This window comes from Pseudomonas sp. PME37.24/025, assembly GCF_055556615.1.
The window spans coordinates 1-13,412 of sequence record NZ_JBVHNK010000016.1; the positions used below are offsets into that span (position 1 = coordinate 1).

16 protein-coding genes are annotated in these 13,412 nt (G+C 57.5%); 10 read left to right on the plus strand and 6 right to left on the minus strand.

The features are described 5' to 3' along the window. Positions 1–244: 244 nt before the first annotated feature. Positions 245–1,141, minus strand: a complete 897-nt coding sequence (locus tag ACZ3HH_RS25340) for a GlxA family transcriptional regulator (protein ID WP_218399024.1) — start codon at positions 1,139–1,141, stop codon at positions 245–247. Positions 1,142–1,385: 244 nt separating this feature from the next. Between ACZ3HH_RS25340 and ACZ3HH_RS25345 the strand changes: the two genes are divergently transcribed. Beyond that, positions 1,386–2,522 carry an acyl-CoA dehydrogenase family protein gene (locus ACZ3HH_RS25345; RefSeq protein ID WP_038981619.1) on the plus strand — a complete coding sequence of 379 codons (1,137 nt, stop codon included), beginning with the start codon at positions 1,386–1,388 and terminating at the stop codon, positions 2,520–2,522. 103 nt (positions 2,523–2,625) lie between these two features. On the opposite strand, the gene ACZ3HH_RS25350 is transcribed toward ACZ3HH_RS25345, so the two are convergent. Next, on the minus strand, positions 2,626–3,666 hold the full coding sequence (locus tag ACZ3HH_RS25350; protein WP_465808752.1) for an NADP(H)-dependent aldo-keto reductase: 1,041 nt from the start codon (positions 3,664–3,666) through the stop codon (positions 2,626–2,628). A gap of 245 nt (positions 3,667–3,911) precedes the next feature. On the opposite strand from ACZ3HH_RS25350, the gene rplM reads away from it, so the two are divergent. From rplM to ACZ3HH_RS25395, 9 genes are all read left to right on the plus strand, one after another. Next, complete coding sequence (rplM, locus tag ACZ3HH_RS25355; protein ID WP_007905295.1) at positions 3,912–4,340, plus strand: 50S ribosomal protein L13; 429 nt, start codon at positions 3,912–3,914, stop codon at positions 4,338–4,340. A 14-nt stretch (positions 4,341–4,354) separates the two neighbouring features. Then, positions 4,355–4,747, plus strand: a complete 393-nt coding sequence (gene rpsI / locus ACZ3HH_RS25360) for a 30S ribosomal protein S9 (RefSeq protein WP_002555064.1) — start codon at positions 4,355–4,357, stop codon at positions 4,745–4,747. A 267-nt stretch (positions 4,748–5,014) separates the two neighbouring features. Further along, positions 5,015–5,608 (plus strand): ubiquinol-cytochrome c reductase iron-sulfur subunit, encoded by a 594-nt coding sequence (petA, locus tag ACZ3HH_RS25365; RefSeq protein WP_007905300.1) that lies wholly within the window; start codon positions 5,015–5,017, stop codon positions 5,606–5,608. Continuing rightward, positions 5,608–6,819, plus strand: a complete 1,212-nt coding sequence (locus ACZ3HH_RS25370) for a cytochrome b (RefSeq protein WP_367372893.1) — start codon at positions 5,608–5,610, stop codon at positions 6,817–6,819. The genes petA and ACZ3HH_RS25370 overlap by 1 nt, the downstream gene beginning before the upstream one ends. Beyond that, on the plus strand, positions 6,819–7,601 hold the full coding sequence (locus ACZ3HH_RS25375; RefSeq protein WP_465808763.1) for a cytochrome c1: 783 nt from the start codon (positions 6,819–6,821) through the stop codon (positions 7,599–7,601). Before ACZ3HH_RS25370 ends, ACZ3HH_RS25375 begins: the two co-directional genes overlap by 1 nt. Positions 7,602–7,751: 150 nt before the next feature. Continuing rightward, positions 7,752–8,369, plus strand: coding sequence for a glutathione S-transferase N-terminal domain-containing protein (locus tag ACZ3HH_RS25380; protein WP_007905304.1), 618 nt, complete (start codon positions 7,752–7,754; stop codon positions 8,367–8,369). Positions 8,370–8,385: 16 nt separating this feature from the next. Then, positions 8,386–8,799: a ClpXP protease specificity-enhancing factor gene (locus ACZ3HH_RS25385; protein WP_008004998.1), complete on the plus strand. Its 414-nt coding sequence runs from the start codon at positions 8,386–8,388 to the stop codon at positions 8,797–8,799. Positions 8,800–9,027: 228 nt separating this feature from the next. Further along, positions 9,028–9,285, plus strand: a complete 258-nt coding sequence (locus ACZ3HH_RS25390; RefSeq protein WP_007943495.1) for a hypothetical protein — start codon at positions 9,028–9,030, stop codon at positions 9,283–9,285. A gap of 141 nt (positions 9,286–9,426) precedes the next feature. Next, positions 9,427–10,569 carry a transporter substrate-binding domain-containing protein gene (locus ACZ3HH_RS25395; RefSeq protein WP_465808767.1) on the plus strand — a complete coding sequence of 381 codons (1,143 nt, stop codon included), beginning with the start codon at positions 9,427–9,429 and terminating at the stop codon, positions 10,567–10,569. A 53-nt stretch (positions 10,570–10,622) separates the two neighbouring features. Here ACZ3HH_RS25395 and ACZ3HH_RS25400 read toward each other — a convergent pair whose 3' ends face one another. The 4 genes from ACZ3HH_RS25400 to ACZ3HH_RS25415 all read right to left on the minus strand — a co-directional run bounded on the left by ACZ3HH_RS25400 (position 10,623) and on the right by ACZ3HH_RS25415 (position 13,317). Next, on the minus strand, positions 10,623–11,372 hold the full coding sequence (locus tag ACZ3HH_RS25400) for a YkgJ family cysteine cluster protein (RefSeq protein ID WP_465808769.1): 750 nt from the start codon (positions 11,370–11,372) through the stop codon (positions 10,623–10,625). An 83-nt stretch (positions 11,373–11,455) separates the two neighbouring features. After that, complete coding sequence (locus ACZ3HH_RS25405; protein WP_465808771.1) at positions 11,456–11,782, minus strand: hypothetical protein; 327 nt, start codon at positions 11,780–11,782, stop codon at positions 11,456–11,458. Positions 11,783–11,928: 146 nt separating this feature from the next. Beyond that, positions 11,929–12,387 (minus strand): GNAT family N-acetyltransferase, encoded by a 459-nt coding sequence (locus ACZ3HH_RS25410; protein ID WP_465808773.1) that lies wholly within the window; start codon positions 12,385–12,387, stop codon positions 11,929–11,931. A gap of 27 nt (positions 12,388–12,414) precedes the next feature. Beyond that, positions 12,415–13,317 carry a chemotaxis protein CheW gene (locus ACZ3HH_RS25415; protein WP_465808775.1) on the minus strand — a complete coding sequence of 301 codons (903 nt, stop codon included), beginning with the start codon at positions 13,315–13,317 and terminating at the stop codon, positions 12,415–12,417. Positions 13,318–13,412 lie beyond the last annotated feature (95 nt).

Here is a 13,412-nt window from a genome sequence, read left to right on the forward strand (position 1 = left end):
GCTGCGCCTTTTTCCCGTGTTCATTACGTCCTCCTGAGAATGGGTCAGAAGGTGTAAACCTTATTCAGGACGGGACAAAAACATAAAAAAGGGCCTGCATATGCAGGCCCTTTTTTGTGCGCGCCGAAGAACCCATGTGGGAGCGGGCTTGCTCGCGAAAGCGGTCTGACATTCAACATGGATGTCGACTGAACCGCCGCTTTCGCGAGCAAGCCCGCTCCCACATTGGATTTGTGTCCGGTCCTTAAGCCGCTTGCTGAAACTGCTGCCGATACTGATTCGGCGACAACTCAGTGTGCTGGCGGAACAGTCGGGCGAAGAAGCTCGCATCGTCGTAGCCGACCTCATAACTGATGGTCTTGATGCTCTTGCGGCTGCCGGACAACAAGCCCTTGGCCGTCTCGATGCGCAGTCGCTGCAGGTAATGCAGCGGTTTGTCGCCGGTGGCGGTCTGGAAGCGGCGCATGAAGTTGCGGATGCTCATGCCGTGTTCGCGGGCCACGTCTTCGAAGCGGAACTTGTCGGCGAAGTGTTCTTCGAGCCAATGCTGGATCTGCAGGATGATCACGTCCTGGTGCAGCTTCTGCCCGCCGAAACCGATCCGCCCCGGCGCATAGCTGCGCTGCACTTCATAAAGAATGTCGCGGGCCACGGCCTGGGCCACGTTGGCGCCGCAAAAGCGCTCGATCAGGTAGATGTAGAGGTCACAGGCCGAGGTGGTGCCGCCGGCGCAATACAGGTTGTCGGCGTCGGTCAGGTGTTTGTCCTGATTGAGCTGCACCTGCGGGAAGCGCTCGGCAAACGCATTGAAGAAACGCCAGTAGGTCGTCGCTTCCTTGCCATCGAGCAACCCGGCCTCGGCCAGCCAGAACACACCGGTGGCCTCGCCACACAACACGGCACCGCGTGCATGCTGCTGACGCAGCCACGGCAGGACCTGTGGATAACGTTTGCAGAGGGTATCGAAATCGTCCCAGAAGGCGGGAAGGATGATGATGTCGGCATTTTCCAGACCGCCATCCACCGGCATGATCACATCGCTGAAGCTGTTCACCGGTTTGCCGTCGGGGCTGACCAGCCGGGTTTCAAACGCCGGTGTCAGGCCGTGGCCCAGTTGTTTGCCATAGCGCAGGCTGGCCAGATGGAAGAAATCCTTGGCTTGCATGAGAGTGGAAGCGAAAACCCGGTCGATAGCCAGGATGCTGACGCGCCGCAAGGGCGTGGAGACTTGGTTAGACATAATTCAACTTTATTCTTATAGGGGAAAGTGGTCACCAGACGGCTGGATCGTCTTATTTTTTGTCGGATGTGTCCAGTGTCCTGTATCGGAAGCGAGGCTTAGTCTCTAAAGGTCAATTCCGGCTAACAATAACCACAGGTGCCGCATGATCCCCAGAACCTTGTTCAGTTCCGAGCACGAACTTTTTCGCGATAGCGTGCGAACGTTCCTCGAAAAAGAGGCCGTGCCGTTCCATGGGCAATGGGAAAAACAAGGCTATATCGACCGCAAACTCTGGAACAAGGCGGGGGAGGCGGGGATGCTCTGTTCGCATCTGCCGGAAGAATACGGCGGGCTGGGGGCAGACTTTCTCTACAGCGCGGTGGTGATCGAAGAGGTCGGCCGCCTGGGTTTGACCGGCATCGGCTTTTCTCTTCATTCGGACATTGTGGCGCCTTACATCCTGCATTACGGCAGTGAAGCGCTGAAACACAAATACCTGCCCAAACTGGTGTCTGGCGAGATGGTCACCGCGATTGCCATGACCGAGCCGGGTGCCGGTTCCGACCTGCAAGGAGTGAAAACCACTGCCGTGCTGGATGGCGACGAATACGTGATCAACGGTTCGAAGACCTTCATCACCAATGGCTTTCTGGCGGACCTGGTGATCGTCGTGGCCAAGACCGATCCGAAGGCAGGGGCGAAGGGCACCAGCCTGTTTCTGGTGGAGGCCAATACGCCGGGCTTCGCCAAGGGCAAGCGTCTGGAAAAGGTCGGCATGAAGGCTCAGGACACCTCGGAGTTGTTCTTCCAGGACGTTCGGGTGCCAAAGGAAAACCTGCTGGGCCAGGCCGGGATGGGCTTCGCTTACCTGATGCAGGAATTGCCGCAGGAGCGTCTGACGGTCGCGGTGGGTGGCTTGGCGTCAGCCGAAGCGGCGTTGCAATGGACGCTGGATTACACCCGTGAGCGCAAGGCTTTCGGCAAGGCCATCGCCGACTTCCAGAACACCCGCTTCAAACTCGCTGAAATGGCGACCGAAATCCAGATCGGCCGGGTTTTCGTCGATCGCTGCCTGGAACTGCATCTGCAAGGCAAGCTCGACGTGCCGACAGCGGCAATGGCCAAGTACTGGGGCACCGACCTGCAATGCAAGGTGCTCGATGAGTGTGTGCAGTTGCATGGCGGTTACGGGTTCATGTGGGAATACCCGATCGCCCGGGCGTGGGCAGATGCGCGGGTGCAGCGGATCTATGCCGGGACCAATGAGATCATGAAGGAGATTATTGCGCGCTCGTTGTAATTTGCAGTGACTGGGCGGACGCCATCGCGGGCAAGCCACGCTCCCACAGGTTTGTGATTTCCTGTTGGAGCGTGGCTTGCCCGCGATTGGGCCTATGAATCAATCAAGGTGCAGGATTCGGATGATCCTGGTGAATCGCCTCGATCCCCGCCAACACTTCATCGGAAAGTTTCAGCTCGAAGCTGGCAATGTTGCTGTCCAGTTGCTCAAGCGTGGTGGCGCCAATGATGTTGCTGGTGACGAACGGTTGCTGTGTGACGAACGCCAGTGCCATCTGCGCCGGGTCCAGGCCGTGTTCACGAGCCAGTGCCACATAACGGCTGCACGCTGCCTCTGACTGAGGATTGAAATAGCGGCTGAAGCGGCTGTAGAGGCTCAGGCGACCTTTGGGCGGACGCGCGCCACCTTCGTACTTGCCCGACAGGAAGCCGAACGCCAATGGTGAATAGGCGAGGAGACCGCACTGTTCGCGGATGGCGATTTCCGCCAGGCCGACTTCGAAGCTGCGATTGAGCAGGTTGTAGGGGTTCTGGATCGATACGGCGCGCGGCCAGCCCCGGGCTTCGGCGATGGCGAGGAAACGCATGGTGCCCCACGGGGTTTCGTTGGACAGGCCGATGTGGCGGATCTTGCCGGCCTTGACCTGTTCGTCCAGTGCTTCGAGGGTGTCTTCCAGTGGCGTGAGGTTGACTTCGCTCGTGTGCTTGTAGCCCAGTTGTCCGAAGAAATTAGTGCTGCGTTCCGGCCAGTGCAACTGATAGAGGTCGATATAGTCGGTCTGCAAGCGCTTGAGGCTCGCATCCACGGCCTGGACGATGTGCTCGCGGTTGTGTTTGAGGTTTTTGTCGCGGATGTAGTCGATGGTGTTGCCGGGGCCGGCGATCTTGCTCGCCAGGATCCAGTCGGCGCGATCGCCGCGACTTTTGAAGTAATTGCCGATGTAACGCTCGGTGGTGGCGTAGGTTTCGGCCTTGGGCGGCACCGGGTACATTTCGGCGGTGTCGATGAAATTGATGCCCGCGCTCTTGGCCCGTTCGATCTGGGCGAAGGCTTCAGCCTCGCTGTTTTGCTCGCCCCAGGTCATGGTGCCGAGGCAGATTGCACTCACGTTCAGATCGGTACGGCCTAGCTGGCGATAGTCCATCGGGTGCTCCTTGGGCAAAACAATCATAAAAGCAGGTTGAAATATTTTTCGCAATCTGCATAATTGCGCACCTCTTTCTGCAGTGGAAGTGATGCGCCGCCGCCGAAGAATCTTGCCGTTGAACGGACGCGCCGACCCGAGCCCCCGAAAGCGTCTGTATCCGGCTGCCTTTGACTTGTCAAAGTACGCACTATTCAGTAAGATCCGCCGTCTAATTTACAGGGCGGCCCCTGAGGCTATAAAGAATGAAAACTTTTACTGCTAAACCGGAAACAGTACAGCGCGACTGGTTTGTCGTCGACGCTGCAGGTCAGACCCTGGGTCGTCTGGCCACCGAAATCGCGAGCCGTCTGCGTGGCAAGCATAAAGCTGAGTACACTCCTCACGTTGACACCGGCGATTACATCGTCGTTATCAATGCCGAGCAGATTCGTGTAACCGGTGCTAAAACCACCGACAAAATCTACTACTCCCACTCCGGTTTCCCGGGCGGCATCAAGTCGATCAACTTCGAAAAGCTGATCGCTAAAGCCCCTGAGCGCGTGATCGAGACCGCGGTCAAAGGCATGCTGCCTAAGAACCCGCTGGGTCGCGACATGTATCGTAAGCTGAAAGTCTATGCGGGCGCTGTACACCCTCATACTGCTCAGCAGCCCCAAGAACTGAAGTTTTAACGGAATAGTTCATTATGTCGGCGACTCAAAATTACGGCACTGGCCGTCGCAAGACCGCAACCGCACGCGTTTTCCTGCGTCCGGGTACTGGTAACATCTCCATCAACAACCGTTCGCTGGATAATTTCTTCGGCCGCGAAACTGCCCGCATGGTAGTTCGTCAGCCGCTGGAATTGACTGAGACTGTCGAGAAGTTCGACATCTACGTCACCGTGATCGGCGGTGGTGTAAGTGGTCAAGCTGGCGCAATCCGCCACGGTATCACTCGCGCACTGATGCAGTACGACGAAACCCTGCGTGGCGCTCTGCGCAAAGCTGGCTTCGTTACTCGCGATGCTCGTGAAGTTGAACGTAAGAAAGTTGGTCTGCGTAAAGCGCGTAAGCGTCCGCAGTACTCGAAGCGTTAATTCGCTTTCGCGTTCAAAAAGAACGCCCAGTTTCCTCGCGAAGCTGGGCGTTTTTTTATGGGCGCGATTTATCAATGAATTGCGCTGTGACAACTTGCCACATCCGCAGAAGCCCTATACTGCAAGGCTTGGCAGTGGAGCCCCTCGGTAATTACCTTGTCAGAATTGGGGCTTTTCATTACCATTCGGCAAAATTTTTATAAGTTCAGATTTTTACTTAGTAGACGCCTGATTTAACAGGCCACAAAGCTGATGGGAGAGGACTGAATGAGCAATGACGGCGTGAATGCAGGCCGGCGTCGCTTCTTGGTAGCAGCCACATCCGTGGTGGGTGCTGCAGGAGCGGTGGGGGCTGCGGTCCCGTTCGTGGGGTCATGGTTTCCCAGTGCCAAGGCGAAAGCTGCAGGTGCACCGGTGAAAGTGAATGTCAGCAAAATCGAGCCAGGTCAGCAAATGATTGCTGAGTGGCGCGGCCAGCCGGTGTTCATTGTCCGCCGTACGGAGGAAATCCTGGGGAATCTGAAAAAGATCGAGGGCCAGCTGTCTGACCCGACCTCCAAGAACTCTACGCAACCGACCTATGTCGACCCGGAGACGCGTTCGATCAAGCCAGAAGTTCTGCTGCTGATCGGTATCTGCACTCACCTGGGTTGCTCTCCGACCTTCCGTCCAGAAGTGGCACCTGCCGACCTGGGCAAGGATTGGGTAGGTGGTTATTTCTGCCCTTGCCACGGTTCTCACTACGATTTGGCTGGCCGCGTCTACAAGTCGCAACCTGCGCCTTTGAACCTGCCAGTTCCCCCGCATTCCTATGAGACCGATGACATCATTGTCATTGGCGTCGATACGGAGAAAGCGTGATGAGCAAGTTCATGGATTGGGTTGATGCGCGCTTCCCCGCGACCAAAATGTGGGAAGACCATCTCAGCAAGTACTACGCCCCGAAGAACTTCAACTTCTTCTATTTCTTTGGCTCCCTCGCACTGCTCGTTCTGGTCAACCAGATCGTTACCGGTGTCTGGCTGACCATGAGCTACACCCCGTCGGCGGAAGAGGCGTTTGCTTCCGTCGAATACATCATGCGCGACGTCGAGTACGGCTCGATCCTGCGTCTGCTGCACTCCACCGGCGCTTCGGCGTTCTTCATCGTGGTCTATCTGCACATGTTCCGTGGTCTGCTCTACGGTTCGTATCAGAAGCCGCGTGAGCTGGTGTGGGTGTTCGGCATGCTGATCTACCTGGCGCTGATGGCTGAAGCCTTCATGGGGTATCTGCTGCCGTGGGGCCAGATGTCCTACTGGGGTGCCCAGGTGATCATCTCGCTGTTCGGTGCGATTCCGGTCATCGGTAACGACCTGACCCAGTGGATTCGTGGTGACTACCTGATTTCCGGTATTACCCTGAACCGCTTCTTCGCCTTGCATGTGGTTGCCCTGCCGATCGTGATCCTCGGTCTGGTGGTGGTGCACATTCTGGCGCTGCACGAAGTCGGTTCGAACAATCCGGATGGCGTCGACATCAAGAAGCACAAAGACGAAAACGGTATACCGCTGGACGGCATTGCCTTCCACCCGTACTACACCGTGAAAGATATCGTCGGCGTAGTGGTGTTCCTGTTCATCTTCTGCTCGATCGTGTTCTTCTTCCCTGAAATGGGCGGCTACTTCCTCGAGAAGCCGAACTTTGAAGTGGCGAACGCCTTCAAGACCCCTGAGCACATCGCTCCGGTCTGGTACTTCACGCCGTTCTACGCGATTCTGCGGGCGATTCCGGACAAGCTTCTGGGCGTAATTGCCATGGGCGCTTCGATTGCAATGTTGTTTGTCCTCCCCTGGCTTGATCGGAGTCCGGTCAAGTCGATGCGCTACAAGGGCTGGCTGAGCAAGATCTGGCTCTGGGTGTTCTGCATCTCGTTCGTGATCCTGGGTGTGTTGGGTGTTCTGGCGCCAACTCCAGGCCGTACGTTGCTGTCGCAGGTATGTACCTTCCTGTACTTCGCCTACTTCATTCTGATGCCGTTCTACACCAGGCTTGAGAAGACCAAACCGGTTCCGGAAAGGGTGACTGGCTGATGAAAAAGCTATTTGCTGTACTGATGCTTGCGGCGATGCCTGTATTGTCCTTTGCGGCCGAACATGGTGGTCCTGAGCTTGAGAAGGTCGACATCGACGTTTCCGACAAGGCTGCCATGCAGGACGGCGCACGTACGTTCGCCAACTATTGCATGGGCTGCCACAGCGCCAAGTTCCAGCGCTACGAGCGTGTTGCCGATGACCTGGGCATTCCTCATGAGCTGATGCTTGAGAAGCTGGTGTTCACCGGCGCCAAGATCGGCGATCACATGAACATCGGCATGCAGCCGGCTGACGCCAAGACCTGGTTCGGTGCGGCGCCGCCCGACCTGACGCTGGTGGCTCGTGTTCGTGGCACTGACTGGCTCTACGGCTACCTGCGTTCCTTCTATGAAGACCCGTCGCGTCCTTGGGGCGTGAACAACAAGGTGTTCCCGAACGTCGGTATGCCTAACGTTCTGGTCGGCTTGCAGGGTCGTCAGGTGGTAGGCTGTAAACAAGTTCAAATCGTCGAAGACGGCAAGAAGCAATACGATCCGCTGACGGGCACGGCTTTGACTCATGAAGCCTGCGACCAGCTGACCGTGCTGCCGAAAACCGGCACGCTGAACGAAGAGCAGTTCGACGAGAAGGTCAAGAATCTGGTGACCTTCCTGGCCTACTCGGCCAACCCGGTGAAGCTGCAGCATCAGCGCATCGGTACCTATGTGTTGCTGTACCTGGCGTTCTTCTTCGTATTCGCATACTTGCTCAAGCGTGAATACTGGAAAGACGTCCATTGATAAAGCTGTAAGCCATTGCTGTTAATCGCGCGCGCCCAGGGGCGTCTCTGAAGGTGTAACGAGTCTGGTGATCCAGGCGTTACGGGAGGCGCCCTCTGGGCGCGCGTGTTTTTCCGTTTCCGATAATTTCAACAAGCGAGGAGGACCGCCATGGGCGTGACCAATCGGTTGGCCTGTTACTCCGACCCCGCCGACCACTATTCCCACCGAGTGCGCATCGTACTTGCAGAGAAGGGTGTCAGCGCCGAGATCATTTACGTGGAGGCTGGTCGCCAGCCGCCTAAACTGATTGAAGTGAACCCTTACGGAAGCCTGCCCACCCTGGTCGATCGTGACCTGGCGTTGTGGGAGTCGACCGTGGTGATGGAATATCTGGATGAGCGTTACCCACACCCGCCATTGCTGCCGGTTTATCCTGTGGCGCGTGCCAACAGTCGTCTGCTGATTCATCGCATTCAGCGTGACTGGTGTGGTCTGGTGGATCTGATCCTGGATTCACGGACCAAGGAAGCCGCCCGTGTCGTGGCTCGTAAAGAGCTGCGCGAAAGCCTGACAGGCGTGTCGCCGTTGTTCGCCGACAAGCCGTTTTTCCTCAGTGAGGAACAAAGTCTGGTGGATTGCTGCCTATTGCCAATACTCTGGCGATTGCCGATTCTGGGTATTGAACTGCCGCGGCCTGCCAAGCCGTTGCTTGATTATATGGAGCGCTCGTTTGCACGTGAGGCTTTCCAGGCGAGTCTGTCTGGTGTCGAACGCGATATGCGCTAAGGCTTAAGGAGCCGCTATGAACTCCAGTCGACCTTATCTGGTCCGCGCGCTCTACGAGTGGATTGTGGACAACGATTGCACCCCGCACATGCTGGTCAATTCCGAGTATCCGTCGGTGCAGGTTCCTCAGGGTTTTGCCAGTGATGGACAGATTGTTCTGAACGTTTCCCCGGCAGCCGTGCGTCATCTGCACATGGACAACGAGGCAGTCAGCTTCGAAGGGCGTTTCGGTGGCGTGCCGCACACCCTGTACGTGCCTATCGCATCGATCCTGGGCATTTACGCTCGGGAGAACGGTCAGGGCATGGTGTTCGATATGGAATCGCCTCTGGAAGACGAGGAAGAGATCGAGCCGGATGATGATGTTCCGCCACCCGACAGCGAGCCGCCGCGTCCCAGCGGTCGACCGAGTTTGAAGGTGGTGAAGTAGTAAAAAAGGCGATCCGAATGGATCGCCTTTTTTATGTGTGCCCGGTGGATCTGTGTCGTATACGGAATCCATGAGTGACGATGAACCACTGTGCCGGCGAAGACGGCAGGTCAATCAGCGCAAAACCCAACGGAGCAACTGCAGCTTGCGGCTCCCGACACAGGTATACTGCCGCCTTTCGTGGCTCGCCTACCGGGCCCGACTCTTTGAGCATCACCCGGAGCTTTCATGACTTCCCCGACACAACCGCCGGTTGCCGACGCTTTGAGCGACGACCAGGCAGACCTGCCAGACAGCGTCGACTCCAGCGCAGACAGCGAAACCAAAGCGGCGATCCCGGCGTTCAAGTTCCCGTTTAAACCGGGTGATTTGGCCGCTGCGAAGAATGCCAGCCAGCCTTGGTACAAGAATGGCGCGAAGAATGGTCATACCAAGACTCCCGGCGCAGCACCACCCGGCACTCGTCGTTCGATGGGTAAACGCTGATAGTCAGACATTTGTTGGTCGGTAACTATTCCTCCAGCCATTGAGACAGTTCCCACAAGGATGCGCGATTAATCCTCTGGGAAAGACGGTTGTCACTCATCAAGAATTCACGCCCTGTGAATTTTTGATGAAGGCCGCCAAATGTCTCTGCTGAAAACCCTGTCACTACTCTCTCTTGTGGCCCTGACCACCGGCTGCGTGTCCTCTGCGCTCGATCCGCAGATCCGCTTCGGGGTCGAAGCCCTGGTTCCACCGTTCGAGAGCCGTAACGACAAAGGTGAGTTGGTCGGATTGAACATCGAGTTGGGCAACGCGCTGTGTGCTGAACTCGAATCCCGCTGTGTCTGGATCGATCAGGATTACGCGACCAACCTCCATGCCCTTGAAGCCAGCCGTTTCGACGTGATCATGCCGATGACGGCTACACAGGCGCGGCGCGAGCGGGTTGATTTCACCGACAATCTTTATCCCCTGAGTAGTCGTCTGGTAGCGCGCAAAGGCGCGACGTTGCAACCGGATGTGCAATCGCTCAAAGGTAAGCGTATCGGCGTCTTGGCTGGCACCAGCCGTGAAGCGTTCGCCAAGGTGCGTTGGGCGGACGCGGGCGTAACGGTGCGCAGTTTTCAATTCAACGACCAGTTGATTGCCAGTCTTTTGGCGGGGGAGATCGATGCCACCCTGCAAGACACCATCGAAATCACTCAAGCCTTGCTAAGCCAACCTCAAGGACAGGCGTTCGACTTTGCCGGTCCTGCCCTCAACGATCCCATGCTGGGCAATGGTGTGGCGATGGCTGTGCGCAAAAGTGACACCCGCTTGCGCGATAACCTGAATGCAGCCCTTGAGCGTCTCAAGCTAAATGGCCGCTACCAAGCAATTACCGAGCGCTACTTGCCGCCAGCAGCACCCGATTCACCACGTTACTTTCCGAATGAAGAAGGCTTGCCATTTTCCGATGCAGTACAGGCCGGTGAGACCCTTTATCTGTCCGGGATGCTCGGTCTGGATGCTGATGGCCAACTGGTCAAGGGCGGGATTGGCCCGCAAATGACCCAGGTCATGGAGAACCTGCGCACCGAACTGCAACGTCGAGGCTCGTCCCTCGCTCATGTGGCCAAATGCACGGTCATACTTGCCGATATCAAAGACTTCGATGCCATGAATGCGGTTTACCGCGGGACTTTCCCGGCCGATCGCCTGCCTGCCCGGACAACATTCGCGGCTAAAAAACTGCTGGCGAATGCACGGGTGGAAGTCGAATGCCTTGCGGTTGCAGCTCGCTGACTCACCGTCAGACAAGCCACTGTGCAACGAAAGTTGTGCAGTGGTTGGGTGTTTCAGGCTGCCCGCAACGAAATAAACGCATAGTTAACCGGTGTATCGGTCGCCACCTGGGCACCTGCCGCCTGCACTTGCCCGGCAATATCCTCACCTGACACGTGAAACCACCAGTCACTACCCGGCTCCATCTGCGATTGCGCTGAAGCCTGATCAATGACCATGGCAAACGCAGTCATGTCCGGCAAATATGCAGTAAATCCATCCCCCTTCAACGCGGTCGTCCGAATCCCCAATAACGCACAAATCGCTTCCTTGGTCTGAATCTCATCGCGATCCGCTTGACGGGAGCGCTGGATCAATCCTGCCAGTTCCTGATCCACCAGCTCACCTCCGATGATCAAATCCGGCCCTGTTTCCCACGACTCGGGCGGGCATTCTTTGATAGCCGGGTTAAGTGGAATGTGCGGATTGATTTCCATCGGATAAATGCGACACACCAGCGGTCGGCGTTCGTAGATGCGGCAAAGGTTGTCTTCGTCAAGATTCCGGCAGGGACCGACGTTATAGGCGGCGAAGGTGATCGCCACGTGTGCCTCACAGGCGCCGCTTCGAACTACCGCCGAACGGCGTTCGGCGTGTTCGCGTTGCTGCACGGGCAGGCCCAGGCCGTTGGCGAGGAAGGCCTCCACCAGCACGATCACCTGACCGCCATCGGCCGCCCACATCCGGGCTTCGGCCAGTGTCAGGGGCACGTGGTGGTCGTTGCAGCATTTGCCACAACCTACGCAGGAAAACGTTGTATTCATTGAACGGCCAGTCACCTGTTGGGGCATGAAATGGCGACAAAAAGCCACCGCAAAGGCCTGTGCCGAAGCAAGTTATGCGCCATTCACCGCGCTTTTGCTGTTGGGCGGATGGAGTCCCACTCGGTCACGTACGCGGTTTTGCTTTTCTTGTTGTAGAGGCACAGCTCGGTGCCTTGCTGGCCTTTCATGTGTTTTTGCGGGTACTGGCCTTGCAGCAGGAGCGCGGTATAACCGACCCGGTCATCGAACTGTGCGGCGTTGCCGACGGGTTTGACGTTTTTCAGGCCACTGGTTTTGGTGCAACTGGCGAGTACGGCTTTGTCGTAGGTGGCCCAGGCGTCGGGGCTGGAGGCGTGGGCTTGGGTGGCGAGGGTGGTGAGGCAGAGGAAGGTCAGGGTGGTAGCTTTCATGGTTTGGGCATCCTTGGCGTGTAGTGGCCGAGGTCGGAGTATGCCTGATGGTTTTGGATTGGTTATGCGGGCCTCTTCGCGGGCAAGCCCGCTCCCACAGGGTTCGGTGACCTGTGTAGGAGCGGGGCTTGCCCGCGAAGGCGGTGTCAGGTTGGAACCGGCTCCCGGCGGACCACATACATCCCGGCACTTTCATACAAGCGCTGGGCCCGAAGGTTGTTTTCCAAGACTTTCAAATCCACAAAACCTTCGCGGCGTTGCTGAAACACATTGAAAGCATTTAGCAGCAGAGCACGGCCAAGTCCGAGGCCTTGAGCGCGCGGGTGCACCACCAGGCTCTTGATGTAAGCGCTGGTCCAGCACTGGGCAACGCCGACGATTCCTTCGGCATCCAGGGCAATAAAGCACAGGGACGGATCGTATTCAGGATCGGTTTCGAAACGCTGCTGCCAGACTTCCAGCGCCGGTACGCGACCGCTACCTTCCAGATAGCCCAGTTCCATCAAGTGATGAACGTCTTCGGCAAGTTCAGGGCGGTACTGGGTCAACTCAATGCCATTTGGCCAAGTGAAAGGCGGCACATCCTCAGCAAGGTTGCGCCGCATCAGAAAACAAAAAACCTCAGCCACAACTCAGTGACCTTGTTCGGCGATGGCCCTGGCCGCCGCGATCAGGCATTTGGTCAGTTCTGGCGAGGAGAATTTGGTCAGCACCGCGTTGGCCCCTGCCAGTCGGGCCTTCTCGCTGTTCATCGCGCTGTCCAGCGAGGTGTGCAGCAACACATAGAGGTGCGAGAAGTCGGGGGTTTCGCGCAATGTGCGGGTGAGGGCATAGCCGTCCATTTCCGACATTTCGATGTCCGAGACGATCAGGTTGATCTGCTGGGCAGTGCCTTGCAGGTCCAGCAGGCAGTCGATGGCTTCCTTGGCGCTGCGAGCGGTGTGGCATTGCAGGCCGAGGTTGCGCAGTGTGTGCACCGATTGTTGCAGGGCGACCTGGCTGTCATCGACCACCAGAATCCGCGCGTTGCCGAGTACTTCGGCGTCTTCCATGCTCAGTTCGGTCGGAGCCGTTTCGATCTGCGCCGGAGCGATGCCGTGGATGACCTTTTCGATGTCCAGCACTTGCACCAGCGTGCCGTCGACTGAGGTCACGCCAGTGATGTACGAACGCACGCCGCCGGAGCCGAAGGGCGGTGGACGGATGTCGGTGGTCAGGCAATGGACTATTTTGCTCACCGCCTGAACGTGCAGGCCCTGCTTGGAGCGGCTGACGTCGGTGACGATCAGGCAGCCACCGTTGGGGTCTTCCAGCGGGCGCTCGCCGATGGCGCGGCTCAGGTCGATCACCGACAGCGACGCGCCGCGCAGGGTGGCGATGCCTTTGACGTGGGGGTGCGACTCCGGCAGCTTGGTCAGCGGCGGGCACGGGATGATTTCACTGACTTTCAGCAGGTTGATCGCCATCAGCTTGCCGCTGCGCAAGGTAAACAGCAGAAGCGAAAGTGAATCTGCGCGGGCTTTGTTGGAAGACATAAAAACCTTCTGTGGAAAAAGGTGATGGGCGATTGTGAAGATCGCCAACAGCTATCGATGCCGGGTTATCGACTTGTCGGGGGCAGGCTTTAGGA